A 21,066-nucleotide genomic window follows, 5' to 3' on the forward strand; every position below is an offset into this window, starting at 1 on the left:
TGCTCGATGAGCTCCCTCGCCGTGGTCGTCGGCACCCGCATCCCCACCTCCTCCCCACCACCCACCGGGGACGCCGTCCTCGACCGACCCCGCAGCCGGCCAACCCAGGATGCCCGCCCCGCCCGCCCGCGGGACCGCGCCGAGCTGACGAAGAGCTGACGAATGCGATGACGACCTGCGCGACCGGCCCACCGCGGGTCGTCAGGTCCCGGTCGGTGGCGCGCTCATCGCGGCCGCCAGGAACGTGATCGCCCAGCGCCGCGCCGCCTCGCCCTTCGCAGGGCCGGAGCCGGCCGGGCTGCGCCGGTTGTGGACCTCGACGCGGTCCACGGCCGCCACGGCGAGGCCCCCCGCTCTCGTCGCCGGCGGGCATCCCGTCGAACAGCGGCCCCGCGAACGCCTCCGGGTCGCCGACCGGCGGGTAGTCCGCTACCGTCCGTCCACCCTCGTGACCCGCCTGGTGCCCATGCGGATGGACGCCTGGCTCAAGACGCACGCCGCGTTCGAGGTGCCGCTCGGGCAGGCGGTGAACGCGGCGGGTGGCCCGAGGGCCCTGCCGACGAGCCGGACGCGGTCCGCGCCGTGGTCCGCCCCATGCGGCAGAACCTGGCCGCCTTGCCGACGCCACCGGTCCCGCGCGGGTTCGTCGCGTTGCGGACCCTGCCCGAAGGCTGCTCGTGGCCGTGCTGCGGCGCTTCCTGCGGAGTCCGCACCGGCGACCTGGATGTCCGGCCCGTCGACCCGGTGGTTCGAGACCGTCCAGCAACCCGGTGCCCGTGCGTCCACCAGCCTGAGCCCGATCGTCGAGGGCGTTCGTTCGCCGGCCCCTCACCGAGGCCGACGGGCCGTCATCGGCGCTCGGCGTCGACGGTGTGGACGAGCAGGAGCGCTGCGAGGTCGTCAGTGCGGTGCGGACGATCGGCCTTCACCGCGTCGATCACCACCGCCAGCAGACTCGCCGAATCGTCCCGCCACCGCTGCTCCGCCTCCAGTTGCCGGGCCAGCAGTGCGACGAGGCCCTCGGACCACAGCTGCTCGCCGTCGCTGTCGCGTCCCTCGACCAGCCCGTCGGTGTAGACGAGCACCGCCCACCCCGGCCGCACCACGACCTCGACCGCTTCCCACGAGGCCACAGCCAGCACCCCCAGCGGCACCCCGCGCCGGGACTCGTCCACCAGCTCGACCGAGCCGTCCGCGACCAGCACCGGAGCCGGGTGCCCGGCCAGGTAGACGCTCACCCGGTCCCGCTCGGGCGCCACCGACACCATGCACGCCGTCGCGAACAGCACCGGGGAGGACCGCTCACTCACCAGGACCTGCTGCAGCACCGGCAGCACCTGCGCGGCCGGCACGCCCGCCAGCACGAGGGTGCGCCAGGCGATCCGCAGGCACACACCCAGCGCCGCCTCGTCCGGGCCGTGACCGCAGACATCCCCGACGATCACGTGCACCCAGCCGTCGCCGGTGCGCACCGCGTCGTAGAAGTCCCCGCCCAGCACCAACTGCTGGTGCCCGGGTTCGTAGCGGGTGGACACGGTCAGGCTCGGGTCCTCGCCGAGCAGCGCCGAGGGCAGCAGGCCGCGCTCCAGCCGCTGGTTCTCCCGCTCCTGCAGCCTGGCCTCGTGCAGCTGGCGGGTGACGAGCTCGGCGCGTTGGCGTTCCACCGCGTACTGCAGGGTGCGCCCCAGCAGCCGTCCGTCGATCTGGCTCTTGACCAGGTAGTCCTGCGCACCCGCGCCGACCGCGCCGCGACCGCGGCGGGTGTCGCTGTCCCCGGTGAGCACCACGATCGCCGCCGAACCGCGTCGATCGAGCTCCTGCAGACCCTCCAACCCGACCGCGTCGGGCAACCCGAGATCGAGCAGCACGCAGTCGACGCCCGCGAGCTGCTCGATCGCGGCGGCGATCGTGGTGGCCCGACGGAGGTTGACCGGTTCGTCGAAGTCGAGCAGGTACTCCTCGACCAGCAACGCGTCACCGTCGTCGTCTTCGACGAGCAGCACTTCCAACGGCCGGGGCGCCACCGACGCCACGAGCATCGGGTCCTCGACGCGGGTGGGATCCGGGCCGCTCGCCCCGACCGAGCTCAGCCTGTTGCGGCCCGAGACCGCCGGCGCGCTGTCCGGTGCGGTATCGGACCGAGCGAGTTCGCGCAACACCACCTCCGCGGCCGGCACGGATCCTACGACAGGTCGGAACGAGCTCAGATCACCGCGGATCTCGACACCTCGTCGACGACGCCCGGGGCATCGGCCGGTGCGCCCACCTGGTGGGTAGGTTCGACCGGGTGTCGGTGCGCGATGGACTCGGCGGTCCGGAGAGAGGTGGTCCGCGGAACGCGCCGGCGTTCCCGGTCGTGGCCCTGGTGACCTCGGCGGGCGGGCTCGAGGCGCTCAGCGCGGTGCTCGGCGGGTTGGCCGCGGACCTGCCGGCCGCGCTGGTGGTGGCCCAGCACCAGGACCCCGAAGGACCGGGCCTGCTGGCCGGGATCCTGGCGGCACGGACGCGGTTGCGGGTCCGGGTGGCCGACGACGGCGACCTCCTGGAGGTCGGCACCGTGCTGGTGACACCCCCCGCGCGGCATCTGATCGTCACCTCCGCGGGTGAGGTCGGGCTGCTGGAGACCGGCGACCTGCCGCCGTCGCGCCCGTCGGCGGACATGCTGCTGGCCACCCTCGCCGCCACGTGCGGGCCGCGGGTCCTCACGGTGGTGCTGACCGGGAAGGGGCACGACGCCCAGGCCGGGATCCGCGCGGTGCACCGCTGCGGCGGCGCCGTGTTCGCCCAGGACGAGGCGTCGTCGGCGTACTTCGGCATGCCGGGCGCCGCGGTGCGCACCGGGTTGGTGCAGCGCACGCTGGCCCTCGACGAGCTCGCCTCCGCCATCGGCGTCCACGTGGCGCTGACTCGCTGATCGGGCCTCGCCGGGTCGGCGCGCAGGCCTCGACCGGGTGCCGCAGACGTGGCCGACGACGGCCGCGCGCTTCATCCGCGGTACCTCTCGCTGCCCTCGACGGCGCCGGAGTGCGACAGCTCCTTCGCGAAGCACTCGCGCGGCGCGATCCGGTGCGTGTCACACCATGCGTTCGCCTCCTCCGCGGTGGCGAACCGCTCGCCGATGACCGTGATCCAGAAATCACCCCCGTAGTTCCAGTCGGTGGATCGGAGGAGCACCGCAGCCGGGTACCGCTTGCGCAGCGCGTCGTGCCCGGCCAGGACCGCCGCGTCCGCGGCGGTCCCGCCGGCGGTCCCCGCGCCAGCGGGGCGGGCGGAGAGCTGGGCCACCCACGACTCCGCCAGCGCCTCCACGGTCGCGGCGTCCTCAGCGCGCATGCGTTCGAGTGCCGCGGTGGGATCCTGCGGTTCACCGGCCGATGGTGGCGCCGAGGCGGCGCGCGTGGACGCAGCACCGGCGGGCCCGGTCACGGCGGGCCCGGACCTGCTCGTCGCCCCGGCCACCCCGACGGCACCGATGCCGACGACGGCGAGCGCCACCCACGCGGCGACGCGCAGCGCGCTCCGGCGCCGGGGCGGCGTCGGCCGGCGCCCCGTCGACGGCGTCGGCGCCAGCCGGACCGTCAACGGTGCCGGCCCGGTCCCGCTGTCGGTGTCGTCCGCCGGTCGGGTCGGAGCGGGACCGGGAGACGACGCAGCGGCGGTCGCCGGACGCCGTGCAGGCAGGTGCGGCCGGGTGTAGCCGGGACGGACCGGGCGCACCGGCCGGGTCGGCAGCGCCTCCGGCGGGCACCACGGGCATTCCGGCAGGTGGTCACCGTGGACGTGGTCCGGCTCGCGCGCGCAGGTGACGAGCGACTCGCGCAGGGCCATCAGCGCGGCCACCCACTGGTGGGCGGGGGGCCGGTCCTGGGGTCGGCGGGCGCCGTCGACGAACGCGGCACGGAAGTACTGCCGCAGCGCCTGCGGCAGCACCTCCAGCGGCACGGCGTCCGGGAGGGGCGCGAGCTTCGGATTGCCCGCGTAGGACCACAGCCCGTCGCCCGCGAGCACGTGTTGCGCGGGCCGGTGCCCGCGCCCGCGCCACTGCCCCTGGAAGGGATGCCCACCGTGCAGCAGCAGCATGTGGATCCGCACCGCGAGGGAGAAGATGTCGCTGCTGCTCGTCCGCAACGTGCTGCCCATCGAGGCGTGCATCAGTTCGGGCGCCCTGGACCCGTCGGGCTCGGCACGGCACGGGAACCGCCTGCCGGACCCGGGGTCCACCACCTGCATCCGGTCGCACCCGAGCAGGGTCACCCATCCGTCGCCCCAGCTCAGCAGGTTCCGCTCCGGCAGGTCGCCGAGGACGACGTCGGCGTCGTGCAACAGCGCGACGGCGCGGGCCAGGCTCTCGGCGACAGCGACGCGGTGGCGCCAGGTGCCGGCGCGCGAGGTGGCGACGTCGTGGACGGCGACCGCGCCCGCGGTGTCGACACGTGGCATCACGAAGCCGACGAACCGGCCCGAGACGTAGGCGGCGTCCTCCGGCCACGCGCAGCTCGGGAGGTCCGACCGGCCCGCGCGGTAGGCCGGCGGGCTGTCGATCATCGCCTGGATCCGCGCTTCCAGGTCCGACCGCTGCTGCAGCGTGTCCGGCAGGTACTGCTTGAGCGCGAGGTTCGACGACGCCGGCTCCACGGCGTTCACCACTGCTCCGCCGTCCCGGTCGAGCGGCTCGCCCACCCGGTAGGTCCGATCGGTCCTGCGGAGGACGAACTCCGTCATCGCCGGACCCCTTCCCCCGTCACGCGGACGCGGTGTCGACGCTCGCAGATCCTGCCGGGGCTGCCCGCTGCGCCGTCGCGGCAAACAGCGGTCGCCACCCGGATCGCAGGTGGTCGCTCATCGCCGGGCCGCGCGAACCCCCGGTCGTCCGACCGCTCCGCCCGGCCTCCTCGGTGGTGTCGTCCCGGCCGCACCCCGCTCCGCTTCGCGATCACCTCTGCAGAGGGTGACCACATCGCAACCTCGTCTCGGTGTCGACAGCCGGACCTGGGGAACGCAGGTGCCAGGCGCCCTGCACCAGGCCATGAACTCACGAGACGGTCGCCTGAGGAGATACCGATGAGTACAGCAGGAAGCTCGGGGAACGCCGACCAGTCCAGGCCCGACGGCGCGCACGTCGACCACGCCGATGCCGGCCCCACCGAGGTCCGCCGCTCCGACAGCACCGCCACGGGAAGCACCGCCACGGGAAGCACCGCCACGGGAAGCACCGCCACGGGAAGCACCGACGTCGGAAGCACCGACGTCGGAGCTGCGGGCACCGCCGGCCCGGGTCGCAAGGAGATGGTGGCCCAGCAGAAGCAGCAGTTCGGCGGGATCAAGTGGGGCTCGGCGTTCTTCGGCTGGCTCACCGCCACCGGCACCGCCCTGCTGCTGACCGCACTGGTCGCCGCGGCGGGCACCGCCATCGGACTGGCCACCGCCGACACCGGCGCCGGACAGGCCGTCGACGAGGCCACCCGAGCCGCTCAGGACCCCGCCACCGCGGCGACCGTCGGCCTCACCGGCTCCATCGTCCTGCTCGTCATCCTGTTCCTGGCCTACGTCTGCGGCGGCTACGTCGCCGGGCGGATGGCCCGGTTCAGCGGGGTGAAGCAGGGCGTCGCCGTGTGGGTGTGGGCCGTGGTGATCGCGATCGTGATCGCGGCGCTCGGCGCGCTGGCCGGCAGCCAGTTCGACGTGCTCGCCAACTTGAACGGCCTGCCCCGGCTACCGATCAACGAGGGCACGTTGACCACCGGCGGAATCATCGCCGCGCTGCTCGCCCTCGCCGCGGCCCTCGCCGGTGCGATCCTCGGCGGACTGGCCGGCATGCGGTACCACCGCAAGGTCGACCGCGCCGGCTTCGACCACTGACCGGGACGTGGACCCGGCCGACCGGTCCTACCCCGACCATGTCGACCAGGAGCACCATGGACGCACCGGCACATCCATCGCCATCGACATCACCCACGTCGCCGACCAGGACGACCAGAACGGAATCCGGAGCTGACCGATGCGCGGGAACCTGCTGAAGATCGTCGCCGCACTGCTCGTCATCTGGCTGGTGGTCGCCGTCATCGGTGCGGTGGTCAGGGGCCTCATCTGGCTCACCGTCGCCGCCGCCGTCCTGTTCGTCGCCACCGCAGCGTGGGGCTACCTCAAGCACCGCTCCTCCGGCCGGTCCGCCCCCTGACCCTCTCCCCACCCGCTACGAGGTCGAGACCGATCCTGGTGTCGCCGACGCCGAGGTGGGTGCAGGTCACGGTCGGGCACGCAGTGGCCGGTGGTGGGCGCGCACGAGGTGCCTGCCCAGGTGCGTCAGGACCGTGTCGCGGATCGCCGGCGGGACGGAGCGGGTGCGGTCCCGCCGGCGGGTCTGCGCGCGGACCCACCCGGTGCGCGGGCGGCGGCGGTGCTCGAAGGCGGTCAACGCCTCCCCGAGGCCGCCTGCCCCGGCCAGCTCCTCGGCCAGGACGCAGGCGTCCTCCAGGGCCATCGCGGCGCCTTGGGCGAGGTTCGGCGAGGTGGCGTGGGCGGCGTCGCCGACGAGCAGCACGCCGTCGCGCGACCACCGGTCCAGGACGACCTCCTCGATCGGGCCGGCGTGCACGGCGGTGCCGGTCGTCCGGAGGCGGTGGAGCAGGGTGGGGACGGGCTCGGCGAAGCCGTCGAACAGCTCGCGCAGCGGCGTCGGCGGGTGGGCGACGGGGCCGTCGCAGTAGCAGTAGAGCGTCCCGTTCCCGAGCGGGATCGTCAGGAAGGCCGAGCGCGGCCCGAGCCGGAGCGACCACGTGGCCACCGGGTCGCCGTCGCGCACATCGCCGGCCGGGATCAGGAAGCGCCGGGCGTGCTGGCCGACGGGGCGCAGCGCGCCGGCGGGGAGGAGCAGGCCCCGCACGGTGGAGTGCGCGCCGTCCGCCCCGATGACCAGGTCGTAGCGATCGGACGTGCCGTCGTCGAAGGCGACCGCGACACCGCCCGGTACGGGATGCAGGGCCTGCGGACCGCACGCCCACCGGACCGGCACGTCGGAGGCGAGACCGGCGAGCAGCACGTGGTGGAGGTCCGCGCGCGAGAGTGCCAAGCACGGGCCCACGCCGGCCCACAGCTGCGTGGTGTCGACGTCGAACAGCAGTCGACCGCCGTGGTCGGCGGTCCGCTGCCGTCCGATGGGGACCGCGCGCTCGCGCACCGCGCTCCCCCACCCCAGGGTGTCCGGCATCCGCACGGCGTTGCCGGGCAGGTAGATCCCGGCGCCGCGGGGAGCCGGCCCCGGCAGGCGCTCGACGACCTCGACCGTCGCGCCCCAGCGGCGCAGCGTGCCCGCCGCGGCGAGCCCGGCGATGCCGGCCCCGACGACCAGGACCCGGACACCGGCGCCGCGCACCGGCTACCTCCGCCCGGTCGGGATGATGTTGCGGTTGACCCGGAACACGTTGTGCGGGTCGTGGGCGGACTTGGCGCGCCGCAGGCGCTCGAAGTTGCTCCCGTACGCCGCCGCGGTGCGGTCGGCACCGTCCTCGGCCAGGTGGAAGTTGACGTAGTTGCCGCCGGTCGAGAACGGGCGGACGGACTCCCACGCGTCCCGGGCCCAGGTCACGTGGGTGTCGGGCGCGCTGTCGGGCGACCAGGCCGCGGCGAACCCGGTGACGTAGCGGGCGTCCCGGTTGCCGACGGCGCCGTCGTCGTCCGCCCGGTCGTTCGCCGCGCCGCCGATGTGGAAGATGATCGACTCCGAGCAGACCGTGGGCACCGCCAGGGCGCCGTCCCGGAACGCCCGCAGGAAGCCGTCGGGCAGACCGGGCAGGTACTCGGTCTTCCAGTAGTAGTGCCGGCCCGCGGGCTCGGTGCCGTCCATCATCGACTGCTGCTCGACGTAGGGCTTACGGGTGATCAGGTCGACGACCGGGTCGCCGAGGGCGCGCAGGGGCGCGAGGTCGGTGTCGGGGTCGGCGCCGCTGTGGCAGACCAGCATGCCGATGACGTGCCGACCGTGCCACGGCTCGGGGATGAACGGGGCCGGCGGCGCGATCCGGATGACCAGGGCGGTGGTCAGCTCGCGGGGAGCGGTCGCGGTGAGCTCGCGGTAGGCGGCCAGGACCGCGTCGGCCCGCGCGGCGTCCCACAGCACGAGGCCGCCGGTGATCATCGGGCCCACCTCGTGCAGCCGGAAGGTGAACCGGGTGACCACGCCGAAGTTGCCGCCGCCGCCGCGCAGCGCCCAGAACAGCTCGGCGTTCTCGGTGCGGTCGGCGATGCGGATCGCGCCGTCGGAGGTGACGATCTCGACCTGCTCGAGGTTGTCGACGGCCCAGCCGAAGCGGCGCATCAGGTAGCCGAACCCGCCGCCGAGGGTCAGCCCGGCCACGCCGACCTCGGAGACGAACCCGAGCACGGTGGCCAGGCCGTGCCGCTGGGTGGCCCGGTCGACGTCGGCGAGCCGGCACCCGGGTCCGACGTGGACGAGCCGGGCGTCGGGATCGACGACGACCTCGCCCATGCCGGCCATGTCCAGGCTCAGGCCGCGCTCGGCGAGTGCGGTCCCGGCGATGTGGTGGCCGCCGCCCTTGACGCCGAGCAGCAGCCCTCGCTCGCGGGCGAACCCGACCGCCGTCGCCACGTCGCGAGCCGTTGCCGGCTGCACGACCAGCGCCGGCGTCCGGGCCGACATGGCGTTCCAGACCAGGACGGCGTCGTCCCACCCGGCGTCGCCGGGACCCAGCACCCGACCCCCGATCCGGTGGGCCAGGACGTCGCGGTCGAGGCGGACGAGGCCGCCGTCCCGGCAGGCGACGTCGATCGCGCGGGTCATGACGTGGCCCCGGGAACCGGGAGGGCGAGCGCGGTGCGCAGCGCGTGCAGGAACTCTTCCGGGCGGTCCAGCACCGGATCGTCCCCGGCGCCGTCGATCACGTGCAGCGGCCAGCCGTGGCGAGTGGCGGCCCGCTCGGCGACGCGCAGCGGGGTCGCCAGGTCGTGCCGGCCCCAGATGAGGGTGGTGGGCACGTCGATCCGGTCGAGCACGTCTGCGGGGATCGCGGTCGCCGCGAAGTGCCCGATCAGCGCGCCCATGGCGGCCTGGACGCCGGGGTCACCGGCCCGCTCGACGGCGTACGCCGCGAACGGCTCCCACCGCCCGCCCAGCCGCTCGCGGACCCGGTCCAGGTCGAACGCGCAGAACTCCATGAAGCGGTGGTAGCTGTCGGCGTCCGGGCGCCCGAGGAAGCGGTGCATCGCCAGGGCGAACCGGGGATCGGGGTCGAACCCTGCCAGGCCGAGGGCGTCCACCAGCACCAGGCCGTCCAGCGCACCGGGGTGGTCGGCGGCGAACCGGGCCCCGACGGCTCCCCCGACGACCCGCCCGACCAGGGCAGGCGGGGACGGGCAGGTCTGCTCGACCAGCTCGCCGAGCCAGCGCAGGACGAGATCCGCGTCCAGCGGGCCGTCCGGGACGCCGCTGGCGCCGTGACCGGGCAGGTCGGGGACGACCACGCGGTGGGTGCGGACCAGGTCCGGGAGCACCGGCAGCCAGCCGGCCGCGAACTCGCCGGGTCCGTGCAGCAGCACCATCGGTGGGCCGTCGCCGCCCTCCAGCACGGCCGTCGGGACGCCGGCCGGCCGCAGCCGCCGCTCCTCGACCGGGGCGCCGGCGAGCACCGCCCGCCGTGCGCCGTCCGCTGGATCCGCTGTACCGGTCATGGTCGCCTCCCGGTGCCCTGTGCAGTGCTGGGATGGCGACGCTAGGGAGCCGGACCGCCCGACCGCGTCGGACGGAATGCCCATGCCGGGATGTGGGTGGTTCTGCGCAGGCGGCTAGACCAGGTGGTGCTCGTAGGCGTAGGCGGTGGCCGCCGATCGCGACGGCAGGTCCAGCTTGGTGAAGATGTTGCTCAGGTGCCGGGCCACGGTCTTCTCGCTGAGGAACAGCTCGGCAGCGATCGCCCGGTTGCCCATGCCGGTGGCCACCAGCCGCAGCACGTCCAGCTCGCGGGCGGTCAGCGGGCTCACCGACCCCTCGGGACGCCGTCGGGCCAGCGACTCCACCCGCGCGAGGTCGGGTGCCGCGCCGAGCTGCTGGAACGTCGACCCCGCGGCGTCGAACTCCATGGCGGCGCCGTCCTCGTCCCCCAGCGCGCGGCAGGCCAGTCCCAGCAGGACCCGGCTGCGCGCCGCCTCGTAGGGCGCCCCCAGCTCGTACCACAGCGACCACCCGCGGCGCAGCGGCGCCAGGGCGGCCCGGGCGTCGCCCTCGCCCAGCAGGACGGCTCCGGTCGCCTGCGCGGACGCCGCGCGCAGCAGCGGCGCGTCCAGGTCGGCGGTGATCAGCGCCAGCTCGTCGGCGCCGGTGCGGGCGGCGCGGACGTCGCCGGCGACCAGCATGATCTCGACGTGCGCGGGCAGCAGCCGGGCCCGGCCGACCCGGTCCTCGGCCTCGCCGAGGCACCGGGCGATCGACACGCGGGCGGCGTCCGTGCCGCCCTGCGCCAGCCGCAGCAGCGCCAGCCCCGGCTGCGGCTCCCGACCCGCCCGGTTGGCCTGCTGGTACAGCTCCTCGGCCGCGGCGAACTCACCGCGCAGCCGAGCCACCTCGGCCCGCTGGTAGAACGCCGCTCCGATCCCCGGGTGCTCGGGACCGGTGCCGCGGTTGCCGGTCCGGAACCGTTCGCAGGCCCGCTGCGCCTCGTCCGCGGCGTCCGGCCACGCCCCGTGCAGCTGCATGATCTCCGCCCGGTGCACGAGGCACTGGCCGCGGTAGAGCACGAGGTCGGGCTGGGAGTCGCACCAGTGGGCCAGCGCGGCCGTCCACTCCTGGGCGCGCCGCAGGTCGAAGGTCTCCTGGCAGCCCTCGATCACCGTGCAGTAGCTGTCCCCGGCCACGATCGGGGACACCTCGTCGCCGGTCACCGCGATCATCGCCTCGTCGAGCAGGGCCATGCCCGCGGTGGGCTCGCCCCGCCGGATCAGCGCCCGCCCCTGGCCGACCCGGGCCAGGGCGACCAGGTCGGGCTCACCGAAGCGGTCACCGACCTCGACCGCCCGACCGAAGACCTCGCAGGCGGTGGCGGTGTCGCCGGCGAAGATCGCCTGCATCGCGACCGGGTAGAGCAGGTACCCCCGCTCCACGCAGTCGTGCCGGCCCTCGTCGAGCAGCCGTCGGGCCCGCGCGAGCCACCCGCCCGCGCGACCCGCTTCACCCGACTGCAGGGCGTGGAAGGCCGACCAGAACGCGCACCGCGCCGCCCGGACCCGATCACCGCGCCGGACGAACTCCCGGTGGACGCGCGCCAGCACCTCGGCGCCCGTGTCGGGCCGGCCGACCAGGTACGCCGCCGTCGCCAGGTGCTCCAGGTCCTCCGGATCGAGCGGCGACTCCCGGTCGGCGCCGGACAGCTCGGCGAAGGCCGCCGCCCACGCCCGCTGACCGAACGCCAGCCGCCCTCGTTCGACAGACCCGGTCGCCATCGAGGCCTCCCGCGTTCGACGCCGCGCAGAGGCGAACACTACGCAGAGGACACGGTCGGCGACTACGCAGTGCTCAACCGGGCAGCACGTAGACCGCGTTCTTGATCGGCTCGTTGAGCACGAACGGGTGCTGTGGCTGGCCGATGCCGACGACTACGGGCCGCCACGGCGCATCCGGGTCGCTCACCTGCGTCCAGCCGATGACGGCGAGGTTCTCACCGCCGCCCTGGATCCGGAGCGGGTACGCCTGCGGGAGCATTTCCATCATCTCGTCATCCTGTCGCTCAGTTGATCTTCATCACAATACGGTGCGGCAAAGGCACCATTGCCATCGCGCGCGGGCCGGAGCATGGTGTGCGACGACCGGCGGCGCCGCCGGGGCGCTGCCCCGCTCGGAAGGGGGTGGGTCGTGTACGCACGCTCCACCACGGTCCTCGCACATCCACGGTCGATCAACGCCGGCATCACGCACACCCGCGACGAGGTGATGCCGACCCTGATGGGCACCGACGGCTGCGTCGGCCTGTCCATGCTGGTCGACCGCGACTCGGGGCGCTGCATCATCACGAGTGCCTGGCAGAGCAGGGAGACCATGCGGGCCAGCGAGAGCCTGCTCCGGCCGGTCCGGGACCACGCCGCCGAGATACTGGGCGGCAGGCCGCAGGTCGACGAGTGGGAGATCGCGGTCCTGCACCGCGACCACACCTCCGAGCCGGGCGCCTGTGTCCGCGGGACCTGGGTGCAGACGCGGCCCGACCAGGCCGACCGCCTCATCGAGGCCTACCGGATGACGATCCTGCCCAGGATCCAGGAGTTCGACGGGTTCTGCAGCGCCAGCCTGATGATCGACCGGGCGTCCGGGCTGGCCGTGGGGTCGCTGACGTTCGACAGCCACACCGCCATGGAGCGCAGCCGTGAGCAGGCGCAGCGGGTGCGGGAATCGAGCATGGCGGAAGCGGACGCCGAGATCGTCGAGGTCGGTGAGTTCGAGTTGGCGCTCGCGCACCTACGGGTTCCCGAGATGGCCTGACCGCCGCACGGCCGACCCGCGGCGGCGACCCGGCGGTTGATCCCGGTGCGGCGCCGTCGCGGGTGCGTACCCTCCGGCAGACGCCGAGCACGTCGTCTCCGACCCGAAGGCGCCGGCCGAGGCCGCACTCGGAGCCCCGCCGACTCGCGGGCCGCCTGACGGGAAGCGGAGGTCACGCGCAGATCGGAGCTGCGTCGACAGCTCCCAGGAAGCGGATGCGTTCGGGCTCCGGCAGGTCTCCCACGAGGCCGCAGAGCTGGGCGGCCCACGCCGCGCGGTCGATCCTCCACAAGGCGATCGACCCGTCCGCGCGCAGGGAGGCCACGCGATCGGGTCCGACCGCGACGATCTGGGTGCCCTGCTGCCCGATCTCGCTCATCGGGAGCGGGTCCGCCCACTCGCCGATGAGCGAGCCGGCCCCCGCATCCCAGACGAGCACGGTGTTGCGCAGGACGCCCGTGGCCTCCCTTGTGGGACCGACGTTGCGCACGAGGATGCCGTCCTCACGCAGGAGCGCGGCGTCATCATCGGCGAACGCATCGTCGCCACCGACCAGCGGGACCTCTGAACCCGTCTCGATGTCCCGTACCGCGCGGTCGAACGCCACGTACCGCCCTCGACCACCGGAGGTCGTACTCCAAGAGTGCTCGATCCGCGTGAAGGACGCGACCTCCTGCGGTTCCGCAGCGCCGATGTCGAAGACCGTCGTGTCGACCGCTCCGAGGGGATCGAAGGGTTCGATCGACACGACGGCGCCGTCGGCGTCGGCGACGACACCGAGGGACCGGTCCGACGTGTCCTCCAACCTCCGCAGCAGCGAGGTCCCGGCCGCGGATGCCGCCCAGATCTCCCTGGTCTCCGGCGATCCGGACGCAGACGGGGTGGCCAGCCGGAACAGCTGGGTCCGGCCGGTGGCGCGCTGGACGGCTTCCGCCGCGGACCGCGGGTCTTGGGCCCGCTCCCGGGTGACCTCGACGAGCTCGGGCATCCGGTACGTGATGACGTCGCCCTCGGACCAGACGGCGAGACGCGAGCCTTCCCGGCTGAAGACGGTCGACTCGAGCAGGGACCCGCCCGGCAGGCGGTCTCTCGTCGCCGCGACCTCGCCCACCGCTGAACCCGATGCGATGTCCCAGATCTGGACGGAGGCGTCCCGGACGAGCCCGAGCCACCGGCCGTCATCGCTGGCCACCAGCCCCGGCTGTTCGGCCACGCCGTCCGGGGTCGGCTCCGCGCGCAGCCCCGCCAGCACCTCGAAACGGCGGTCGTCGGCGAGGTCGAGGACGACCGCCGTACCGTCGACGTCCGACGCGACGCCGTAGCGGCCCTCGGCGTCCAGGTCGATCCGTTGGATGGCGGCCGGCAACGTCGCCACCACCTCGGGCGCGGTCTCGCCCGGCTCGAACCGTAGCAGTGCGCCAGTACCGGTCCCGACGACGACGGATTCCGCATCGCCGGAGACCGCGACGGTGGCGATGCCGGACTCGTCGGTGAACTCCTGCCTGTGCCGGATCCGACCGGCAGCGAGGTCCCACATCTCCACTGTCGTGTTCTCCAGGAGGACCGCTGCGTGCCGTCCGTCCGCCGCCACGTCCTGGTAGTCCCGCGGCTGCCTGGGGAAGACCGCATCGACGGACCTGGCACGCGTCGCGGTCTCCGCGGCTGTCACCGCGTCGGTCGTGGCGACGAGCGACGGACCGCCCGGTGCTGCGAGGTCGTAGACCTGACCGTCAGCACCCGCTGGTGCGTCGGCCACGCCGATCGCGAGGTAGCGGCCGTCCGCCGAGATGCCCGTCGTGCGGCCACCGGTCACGGGCGTCGTCGACAGGAGCTGCGCGCTGGGCAGGTGCCAGATGTCGACGTGCAGCTGGAAGAGCACTGCCAAGCGGTCGTCGGTCAGGAACGTCAAGGCGGGAGATACGTTGCCCTCGGGGTCGTCGGTGGTCAGCCGACCGAGTTCGGCACCGGTGTCGACGTCCCACACCCGCACGGTCCCATCCTGGCTGCTGACACCCACGGCCGTCGTGCCGTCCGGGCTTATCGCCACGCCGGTGAGCGGCTCGTCGCCGGTCAGCGGGTCGACGCCGGTCGCCACCCGGCTCGCCTCGACCAGGTAGCGGACGATGTGCCGGTTGCGGTCCACGGCGTCCATGAGGGCCGACGCGGTCTGCGGCGATTGCTCCGCCTCGTGCGCTAGGAGTGCCAACCGGGCCGAGAGCACCGGATCACGCGCAGCCACGTTCGCCGATTCGGCCACCAACGCTCGTGCGGTGGACGAGCGCAGTTGGGCAGCTGCCAGGTCCCGCTGGCCGAACGCGTACACCGATGTGGCAGTGGTGGCGACCGCGAGGGCAGTCAGGCCTGCCATCCCGGCCTGCAGGATGCGTCGGCCGTTGCGAGAGGCGCGCTCATCCTCGTCGGCCAGCTCGTCCTTGCGCAAACCGCGCATCGGCGCGGCCAGGGTCCTCGCTGACTCCCGGAGTCGGTTGTTCCGCTGTCCCCGACGGGTCATGCCGCGAGCGCTGCGGACGTCCTCCCAGAGCGGTTCCTCGGCGAATCGTCGAGCGAGCAGCCGTTGCGGGAGCGCCGTCGTGCGCGTCCAGTCGAAGTCGCCGCGCTCGGGGTCCCAGACGATGTCGCCGTCGGTCAGCACGATGAACAGCTCGTCGAGCCGGCGGTTCTCCAACCACAACTCGACCTCCCGCTGCACCCAGGGCGATGCCGCGGCCGCCGGGGACGCCATCAGGATGAAGTACCGCGACGAACGGATCGCCTCCGCGATCGACTGCGGAAGCGGCTGTCCCATCGTGAGGCTCGACGAATCGCGGAACACCCGCAGCGTGCTGCGCCGGTAGAACGGCTGCCCGACCCGGACGATCAGCCGCTGCAATTCCGGCGCGAGCTCGCGGTCGGTGCTGTGGCTGTACGACATGAACGCGGCGTACTGGACGACCGGCACCTGAACCTCCCGCTGACCAGGTGACGATCCTGTCGCTTCTCGTGCAGGTGCTGTTACCGAGAGCGATCATGAGTGGCGGTGCCGGCAGGGACTGAAGCGCCCTGGCAGATCCGGGGCGTTCTCCGGCATCGCCCACCCGGTCGATTCATCCCGGTCCGTAACGAGGCACCACACAGCGCGAGCGCAGTAACCGCTTAGCCCTTCTGCTACAGCACACCTCAACGGAGGCATCGTGACCAGCCCTCCTGACGCCCGGGTCGGCCCGACGCGGCCCCGCCCGGTCCGCGCCGCTCGACGACCAGCCCGCCCGACCCATCGTCCCCCCGGCCCGCGGGCCTGCGCCGGGAGGCCGAACCCGACCCCGGGCGCACCTCCCGTGTCAGGCAGCTGACCAGGCGAGGTCGACGCACCGCCATCGCCGTGCTTGGTTTCCTGATTGCGAGCCTCGTGATCCCCACAGCGACCAGCAGTGGTCAGACCGATCGGGCGAACTCGCGCTCAAGAAGGAACCCAACGCCCAGATCCACCAGACCGTGACCGAGGCCGTGGCACTCACGGCGTGCACCGCGCGCCTGCAGACCTGCTTCCCGGAGGCGCGGGTCCTGCGGGACCCCGACGTCGCGGCCGACCGCCACCTCCTCACCCGGACCCCGCAGGTGTCGCGAGCGGTGACCGAGGCCAACGCCGCCGGGTACAGCGGCGGCGCTGGCGACCTCCTCCGTGACCTCTGGCCGCCGCTGTAGCCTCCCCTACACGTGGTGGACGTACGCCAGGACAGTCACGCCGCCGGGCGGCCCGGTGTCACTCGAAGGCCTCCACCGTGTCGTAGCCCTTGCCGTTGTACTTCTGCACGACCACGGTCGGCACCGCGGGCTGGCCGGCTTCGGTGGTGCTCACCGCCGTACCCGGCAGCATGAGCGGCGCCTCGAAGTTCTCGATCGAGCGCAGCGCCCGCATGAAGTCCTCCCGGGTCGGCGCCGTCATCTTCGCGAAGGCCTGCTCGAGCGTCGCGCCGACCATCCAGCTCCACTGGCAGTGCGGGAACGCCGGGGCATCCGGGTAGTTGCCGTGCTCCTTCAGCGCCGCGAGGTACGTCCGCACGTCCTCGTCCTCGGCGAACGCGGGGCTGGCCGGCGCCTTCGCGAACGAGACGGAGTAGATGGCGGGGAACGCCGCGCCACCGCCGGGCTCGACGACCGCCCCCGGGCTCGACGTGTTGGAGGGCAGGAACCACCTCGGCAGCCAGTTCAGCTGCTGGGCCTTCTGCAGCGCGGAGACCGTGAGCGGCGTCACCGACATCGCGTTGAAGATGACGTCGGCGCCGCTGGCGGCGAGCTGGGTGATCTGCGCGTCGACGGAGGTGTCGGTCGCCTCGTAGGTCAGCTCGCCGACGATCTGGACGTTGCCCGCACCCTCGACGGCCGACTTGAAGCCCTCGACGTAGCCGGCGCCGTAGTCGTCGTTCTGCGACAGGATCGCGACCTTGTGCGCCCCGCCGGACGACGCGAGCAGCTTCCCGAACGCTTCGCCCTCGTTCTGGTAGATCGGCACGAAGCCGAGCTGCCACGGGCTCTCCTCGGTGTCGCTGAAGAGCGGGTCACCGGTCATCACCAGCACCTGCGGCACCTCGTCGGCGATCGCCGCGTCGCGCCAGGCGCGGTTCGTCGGCGTGCCCAGGCCGGCGGTCATCGCGAAGACGTCGCCCTTCAGCGAGTCGTAGTTCGCCTTCGCCCGCTGCGGGTCGTACCCGTCGTCCAGGGCCTCGATCTCGACCGTGCGGGTCTTCCCGTCGCCGAACGCGACACCCCCTTCGGCGTTCTTCGCGCCGAAGTACGCGGTGACGCCGGCGACGGTGCAGGTGCCCGGTCCCGCCGTGGCGCCGCTGAGCGGGGTGGAGATGCCGAGCTTGACGGCCGTGTCGGTGATGCCGGGGCTGGCCCCTCCGCCGGAGGCGCCGCCACCGCCTCCCTCGCGCGCGCAGCCCGCGAGCGTCAGGGCGAGCGCCGACGCAACGGCGATGCCGAGCGCCTTGCGCGAGCGGGAGTGCATGTTCATGGGTGCCCTTGCCTCTCTGTCTCAGGTGTTTCCGCCGCGGTGCCCGACCCCGTGGTCGCCGACGGAGTGATCGGTGGCGTCGGGCCGCGCCGGTCGTGGGAGCTGCGCCGTCCGCGGCCCAGCGGACGGGCGAGCGACGCGAGGCCGCCCGGGAGGACGAAGAGCACGACCAGCAGGGTCGCGCCCTGCAGCAGCGCGGTGAGGCTGGGGTCGACGAGGTTCGTCAGCTGTGGGACGAGCACGTAGTACGCGCCGCCGAGGATCGAGCCCAGGATGCTGCCCGCGCCCCCGATCACCATCGCGGCCAGCAGTTGGATCGAATGGCCGAAGCTCATAGTCTCGGGCGAGGTGTACTGGATGACCAGCATGTACAGGAAGCCGCTCACACCGCCGATCAGGGATGCGAGGGTGAACGCCAGCACCTTGTAGCGGTAGGGCGAGATCCCCACCGAGGACGCCACGTTCTCGTTCTTCTTGACGATCGCGAAGACCCGGCCGTACTTGCCACGGACGAGGTTGCGGGTCAGCAGGAAGACGGCCCCGCCGATGGCCAGAACCAGGTACAGGCGCCACTGGTCGTCGTAGAGCCCGGTCCCCTCCGGCGCATCACCGAAACGCGCGGACAGGCCCTGGGAGCCGCCGGTGTAGTCGCTGAGCCGCTTGGCGAGCGGAACTCCGACGATGGGCAACGCGACCGTCACCATCGCGATCGCCAGCCCGCCCAACCGCGCCGCGGCGAGGGCCACGAGCAGCCCCACGACGGCCGGGATCGTGCACGCGAGCACGAAGACCACGACGATGTTCCAGTCGTTCGAGACACCGTAAGCGGTGACGTACGCGCCGAGGCCGAGGAAGAAGATCTGGCCGAGCGAGACCTGGCCGGTGTAGCCCATCACCAGGTTGAGCCCCAGCACCGCGACGGCGAAGACACCGATGCGCGCGATGATCTCGTTCACCGACTCCGGGAACACGAGGGGCAGCACGGCGAGCACGACCACCAGGAGCAGTGGACCGGCCCAGCGCACCCACGAGCGCTGCCTGGGGGACGGGACGGACGCCATCACACGCGCACCACGGTCTTCCGGCCGAACAGGCCCTGGGGTCTGATGACGAGCACCACGAAGATCAGGATGAACGGCACGGCCACCTTGAGGTCGTAGCCGATGAGCGGGATGTACACCGCGGCGAGGTTCTCCAGCACGCCGATGATCCACGCCGCCACGACGACGCCCACCGGGCTCGAGAGACCGCCGAGGATCACCGCGGCCAGCGCGTACACCAGTGCGTTGTCCAGCATGCCCGGGGTCAGCGTCAACTGCGGCGCGACCATCGCGCCGGCGATGGCACCGAGCACCGCGGCGAGGCCCCAGCCGACCATGAGGAGGCGTTCGACGGGGAGGCCGGAGAACGCCGCGGACTGCGGGTTGATCGCGACCGCCCGCAGTGCGAGGCCGAGCTTCGTGCCGGCGAAGAGCCCTTGCAGCAGGAACATCACCACGACGATCACGAGCGTGGTCCCGATCGAGCGCTGGCTCACCGAGACGCCCAGGAACGACACGGCGTCGAGGGAGAACAGCGAGGGGAACTGCTGGTTGTTGTAGGTGAACAGCCACCCGCAGATCCCGGTGATCAAGGTCAGCAGGCCGATGGTGACGACGACGGCGGTGTCGGGGTCGCCCCGCTCGAACCGCCGCATCAGCCACCGCTCGACCGCCGCGCCCAGGAGGAAGGACAGGACGATCGACGCCAGGATGGCGAGCACGAGGGGGACACCGCGGGCCGTCAGCCACCACGCGCTGTACGCGGCGAGCACGGCCATGCCGCCCTGCGCGAAGTTGATGAGACCGGTGGCCTGGTGGACGAGCACGAGCGCCAGGGCGATCGCGGCGTAGATCGAGCCGGTGGACAGCCCGTCGACGACGAGCTGGATGAACGTCGCCATGTCAGCCTCCCAGGTACGCGCGGCGGATCTCGTCCATGCCCCGGAGCTCGGCGGAGGTGCCGGTGAGCACGTTCCGCCCGGTCTCCAGGACCGTGGCGCTGTCGACGAGGGTGAAGGCGAGGTTGGCGTTCTGCTCGACCACGACCATGGCGATGCCGGACTCGACGCGCAGCCGCCGGATCGCGTCGTAGACCGCCTTGGCGGTGCTCGGCGCCAGGCCCAGCGAGGCCTCGTCGAGCAGCAGCAGACGCGGCTTGGACATGATCGCCCGCGCTACCGCGAGCATCTGCTGCTCGCCACCGGACAGGGCCGACGCGTTCGAGGTGATGCGGTCCTGCAGGTTCGGGAACAGGTCGAGGCAGTAGTCGATGTCGCTGGCGATCCCCTTGCGGTCCTTGCGCAGGTAGGCGCCGACCCGCAGGTTCTCGCGGACGGACAGGTCGCCGAACGTGCCGCGTCCTTCCGGGACGTGGGCGATGCCGAGGGCGGCGACCCGGTCGGGGCGCGTGCCGCGGATGTCCTTGCCGTCGAAGACGATGCGCCCGCCCGCCCGGACGGTGGCGCTGATCGCGCGGAGGGTCGTGGTCTTGCCGGCCCCGTTCGCCCCGAGGATGCCGACCGCCCCGTTCTCCGGGACGCTGAGCGACACGCCTTCGAGCACTTGCACGGGGCCGTAGAAGGCGGTGACGTCCTCCAGCTCAAGCAACGTCATCCGCGGCGTCCTTCCCGATGTACGCCTCGATGACGCGGGGGTCGGACTGGGCTTCGGCGGCCGTGCCCTCCATGAGCTTGCGCCCGTGGTCGAGCACGACGACGCGATCGGTGAGGGCGGCGATGAGCCCCATGTTGTGCTCGACGATGACGACGGTGATGTCGTCCTCCGCGCGCAGGCGCCGGACCGCCGCGATCAGGTGCTCCACCTCGGCGTGGGGAAGGCCCGCGGCGGGCTCGTCGAGCAGCAGCAGCCGCGGCTTCATGAGCAGGGCCCGGCAGAGCTCGACGCCCTTGTGCAGGCCGTGCGACAGCTCGTCGGCCGGCAGGTGCGCGGCCCACGCGAGGCCGTTGCGCTCCAGCAGGTCGAGCGCCTCGACGCGGAACCGCTCCTCCGCGCGCTTGGTGCGGCGCGTGCGCACCGCCCATTCCAGCGGGCCCCCGGGGAGTTGGGTGTGGGCGCCGAGGAGCACGTTCTCGAGCACCGTCTCCTGCAGCTGCAGCGCGGGCTGCTGGAACGTCCGGGCCAGGCCGTGGCGGGCCAGCGTCGCCGGGCGCGCGCCTTGCACCGGCGTGCCGTCGATGCTCACGGTGCCCGCCGTCGGCTTGTAGTGACCGCTGATGCAGTTGAACAGCGACGTCTTGCCCGCGCCGTTGGGTCCGACGAGCCCGAAGATCTGACCGGGCTCGACGGTGAAGCTCACCTCCTGCAGCACCTCGATGCCGCCGAAGCGCAGACTCACGCCCTGCATGGCCAGCTCAGCTGCCATGGACTTCCTCCCGCGCCGTTGCGGCGTCGTCTGTCGGTGCGGACGCCGGCCCGTCGGGGCAACCTACTCCGGTCAGCGGCCGTCGATCACGGCTCCGGCAGCGTAGATCAGCGGATGTGCCCGGGACACGAGCATTCGTCGCCGCGACACG

The 21,066-nt window shown here is 73.1% G+C and carries 20 protein-coding genes; 6 read left to right on the top strand and 14 right to left on the bottom strand.

The genetic code is table 11. The features are described 5' to 3' along the window. Positions 1 to 201: 201 nt before the first annotated feature. Both KDL28_RS28525 and KDL28_RS28530 read right to left on the bottom strand, forming a co-directional pair. Positions 202 to 339 carry a hypothetical protein gene (locus tag KDL28_RS28525; protein WP_252443510.1) on the bottom strand — a complete coding sequence of 46 codons (138 nt, stop codon included), beginning with the start codon at positions 337 to 339 and terminating at the stop codon, positions 202 to 204. Positions 340 to 848: 509 nt separating this feature from the next. Further along, a complete protein-coding gene (locus KDL28_RS28530; protein ID WP_252443512.1) occupies positions 849 to 2,039 on the bottom strand; it encodes a PP2C family protein-serine/threonine phosphatase in 1,191 nt (396 codons plus the stop codon). A gap of 317 nt (positions 2,040 to 2,356) precedes the next feature. Between KDL28_RS28530 and KDL28_RS28535 the strand changes: the two genes are divergently transcribed. After that, on the top strand, positions 2,357 to 2,914 hold the full coding sequence (locus KDL28_RS28535; protein WP_252443514.1) for a chemotaxis protein CheB: 558 nt from the start codon (positions 2,357 to 2,359) through the stop codon (positions 2,912 to 2,914). 71 nt (positions 2,915 to 2,985) lie between these two features. On the opposite strand, the gene KDL28_RS28540 is transcribed toward KDL28_RS28535, so the two are convergent. Next, entirely contained in the window at positions 2,986 to 4,722 is a 1,737-nt protein-coding gene (locus tag KDL28_RS28540) for a hypothetical protein (RefSeq protein ID WP_252443516.1), read from the bottom strand. A gap of 564 nt (positions 4,723 to 5,286) precedes the next feature. Between KDL28_RS28540 and KDL28_RS28545 the strand changes: the two genes are divergently transcribed. From KDL28_RS28545 to KDL28_RS28550, 3 genes are read left to right on the top strand one after another with little or no spacing between them, the layout of a single operon-like run. After that, the gene (locus KDL28_RS28545) at positions 5,287 to 5,859 is read left to right on the top strand and encodes a hypothetical protein (RefSeq protein ID WP_252443518.1); all 573 of its coding nucleotides are present in this window, start codon (positions 5,287 to 5,289) and stop codon (positions 5,857 to 5,859) included. A gap of 7 nt (positions 5,860 to 5,866) precedes the next feature. After that, positions 5,867 to 5,995, top strand: a complete 129-nt coding sequence (locus KDL28_RS40700; protein WP_256502937.1) for a hypothetical protein — start codon at positions 5,867 to 5,869, stop codon at positions 5,993 to 5,995. Between the two features lie 3 nt (positions 5,996 to 5,998). Beyond that, entirely contained in the window at positions 5,999 to 6,178 is a 180-nt protein-coding gene (locus tag KDL28_RS28550) for a DUF7554 family protein (RefSeq protein WP_252443520.1), read from the top strand. A gap of 66 nt (positions 6,179 to 6,244) precedes the next feature. Here KDL28_RS28550 and KDL28_RS28555 read toward each other — a convergent pair whose 3' ends face one another. The 5 genes from KDL28_RS28555 to KDL28_RS28575 form a co-directional block, all read right to left on the bottom strand. Further along, the gene (locus KDL28_RS28555) at positions 6,245 to 7,372 is read right to left on the bottom strand and encodes an FAD-dependent monooxygenase (protein WP_252443522.1); all 1,128 of its coding nucleotides are present in this window, start codon (positions 7,370 to 7,372) and stop codon (positions 6,245 to 6,247) included. 3 nt (positions 7,373 to 7,375) lie between these two features. Next, positions 7,376 to 8,797, bottom strand: a complete 1,422-nt coding sequence (locus tag KDL28_RS28560; protein ID WP_252443524.1) for an FAD-binding oxidoreductase — start codon at positions 8,795 to 8,797, stop codon at positions 7,376 to 7,378. Then, positions 8,794 to 9,684 (bottom strand): alpha/beta fold hydrolase, encoded by an 891-nt coding sequence (locus KDL28_RS28565; protein WP_252443526.1) that lies wholly within the window; start codon positions 9,682 to 9,684, stop codon positions 8,794 to 8,796. Before KDL28_RS28565 ends, KDL28_RS28560 begins: the two co-directional genes overlap by 4 nt. A gap of 114 nt (positions 9,685 to 9,798) precedes the next feature. Further along, positions 9,799 to 11,448: a helix-turn-helix transcriptional regulator gene (locus KDL28_RS28570; RefSeq protein WP_252443528.1), complete on the bottom strand. Its 1,650-nt coding sequence runs from the start codon at positions 11,446 to 11,448 to the stop codon at positions 9,799 to 9,801. Positions 11,449 to 11,521: 73 nt separating this feature from the next. Beyond that, on the bottom strand, positions 11,522 to 11,716 hold the full coding sequence (locus KDL28_RS28575; RefSeq protein ID WP_252443530.1) for a hypothetical protein: 195 nt from the start codon (positions 11,714 to 11,716) through the stop codon (positions 11,522 to 11,524). Positions 11,717 to 11,857: 141 nt separating this feature from the next. Between KDL28_RS28575 and KDL28_RS28580 the strand changes: the two genes are divergently transcribed. After that, complete coding sequence (locus tag KDL28_RS28580; protein WP_252443532.1) at positions 11,858 to 12,478, top strand: hypothetical protein; 621 nt, start codon at positions 11,858 to 11,860, stop codon at positions 12,476 to 12,478. Between the two features lie 172 nt (positions 12,479 to 12,650). Here KDL28_RS28580 and KDL28_RS28585 read toward each other — a convergent pair whose 3' ends face one another. Then, positions 12,651 to 15,437, bottom strand: a complete 2,787-nt coding sequence (locus tag KDL28_RS28585) for a toll/interleukin-1 receptor domain-containing protein (RefSeq protein WP_252443533.1) — start codon at positions 15,435 to 15,437, stop codon at positions 12,651 to 12,653. 533 nt (positions 15,438 to 15,970) lie between these two features. Between KDL28_RS28585 and KDL28_RS28590 the strand changes: the two genes are divergently transcribed. Further along, positions 15,971 to 16,180, top strand: coding sequence for a hypothetical protein (locus KDL28_RS28590; RefSeq protein ID WP_252443535.1), 210 nt, complete (start codon positions 15,971 to 15,973; stop codon positions 16,178 to 16,180). 58 nt (positions 16,181 to 16,238) lie between these two features. On the opposite strand, the gene KDL28_RS28595 is transcribed toward KDL28_RS28590, so the two are convergent. The 5 genes from KDL28_RS28595 to KDL28_RS28615 form a co-directional block, all read right to left on the bottom strand. Then, positions 16,239 to 17,492 (bottom strand): ABC transporter substrate-binding protein, encoded by a 1,254-nt coding sequence (locus KDL28_RS28595; RefSeq protein WP_252443537.1) that lies wholly within the window; start codon positions 17,490 to 17,492, stop codon positions 16,239 to 16,241. Continuing rightward, on the bottom strand, positions 17,489 to 18,490 hold the full coding sequence (locus tag KDL28_RS28600) for a branched-chain amino acid ABC transporter permease (protein ID WP_252443539.1): 1,002 nt from the start codon (positions 18,488 to 18,490) through the stop codon (positions 17,489 to 17,491). Before KDL28_RS28600 ends, KDL28_RS28595 begins: the two co-directional genes overlap by 4 nt. Before the next feature lie 62 nt (positions 18,491 to 18,552). Then, positions 18,553 to 19,434 carry a branched-chain amino acid ABC transporter permease gene (locus KDL28_RS28605; protein ID WP_252443541.1) on the bottom strand — a complete coding sequence of 294 codons (882 nt, stop codon included), beginning with the start codon at positions 19,432 to 19,434 and terminating at the stop codon, positions 18,553 to 18,555. Between the two features lies 1 nt (position 19,435). Further along, complete coding sequence (locus KDL28_RS28610; RefSeq protein ID WP_252443543.1) at positions 19,436 to 20,146, bottom strand: ABC transporter ATP-binding protein; 711 nt, start codon at positions 20,144 to 20,146, stop codon at positions 19,436 to 19,438. Next, positions 20,133 to 20,915 (bottom strand): ABC transporter ATP-binding protein, encoded by a 783-nt coding sequence (locus KDL28_RS28615; protein WP_252443545.1) that lies wholly within the window; start codon positions 20,913 to 20,915, stop codon positions 20,133 to 20,135. The genes KDL28_RS28610 and KDL28_RS28615 overlap by 14 nt, the downstream gene beginning before the upstream one ends. Positions 20,916 to 21,066: the final 151 nt, after the last annotated feature.

Origin of the sequence: Pseudonocardia humida (assembly GCF_023898865.1) — a bacterium.
GTDB classification, from domain to species: Bacteria; Actinomycetota; Actinomycetes; order Mycobacteriales; family Pseudonocardiaceae; genus Pseudonocardia; species Pseudonocardia humida.

What these genes read in the sequence shown, in the direction of transcription:
- KDL28_RS28530 (WP_252443512.1), bottom strand. Translation starts at nt 2,039, where the DNA reads ATGCTCGTGGCGTCGGTGGCGCCCCGGCCGTTGGAAGTGCTGCTCGTC.
- KDL28_RS28540 (WP_252443516.1), bottom strand. Translation starts at nt 4,722, where the DNA reads ATGACGGAGTTCGTCCTCCGCAGGACCGATCGGACCTACCGGGTGGGC.
- KDL28_RS28545 (WP_252443518.1), top strand. Translation starts at nt 5,287, where the DNA reads ATGGTGGCCCAGCAGAAGCAGCAGTTCGGCGGGATCAAGTGGGGCTCG.
- KDL28_RS28550 (WP_252443520.1), top strand. Translation starts at nt 5,999, where the DNA reads ATGCGCGGGAACCTGCTGAAGATCGTCGCCGCACTGCTCGTCATCTGG.
- KDL28_RS28560 (WP_252443524.1), bottom strand. Translation starts at nt 8,797, where the DNA reads ATGACCCGCGCGATCGACGTCGCCTGCCGGGACGGCGGCCTCGTCCGC.
- KDL28_RS28565 (WP_252443526.1), bottom strand. Translation starts at nt 9,684, where the DNA reads ATGACCGGTACAGCGGATCCAGCGGACGGCGCACGGCGGGCGGTGCTC.
- KDL28_RS28570 (WP_252443528.1), bottom strand. Translation starts at nt 11,448, where the DNA reads ATGGCGACCGGGTCTGTCGAACGAGGGCGGCTGGCGTTCGGTCAGCGG.
- KDL28_RS28575 (WP_252443530.1), bottom strand. Translation starts at nt 11,716, where the DNA reads ATGATGGAAATGCTCCCGCAGGCGTACCCGCTCCGGATCCAGGGCGGC.
- KDL28_RS28595 (WP_252443537.1), bottom strand. Translation starts at nt 17,492, where the DNA reads ATGAACATGCACTCCCGCTCGCGCAAGGCGCTCGGCATCGCCGTTGCG.
- KDL28_RS28605 (WP_252443541.1), bottom strand. Translation starts at nt 19,434, where the DNA reads ATGGCGACGTTCATCCAGCTCGTCGTCGACGGGCTGTCCACCGGCTCG.
- KDL28_RS28610 (WP_252443543.1), bottom strand. Translation starts at nt 20,146, where the DNA reads ATGACGTTGCTTGAGCTGGAGGACGTCACCGCCTTCTACGGCCCCGTG.
- KDL28_RS28615 (WP_252443545.1), bottom strand. Translation starts at nt 20,915, where the DNA reads ATGGCAGCTGAGCTGGCCATGCAGGGCGTGAGTCTGCGCTTCGGCGGC.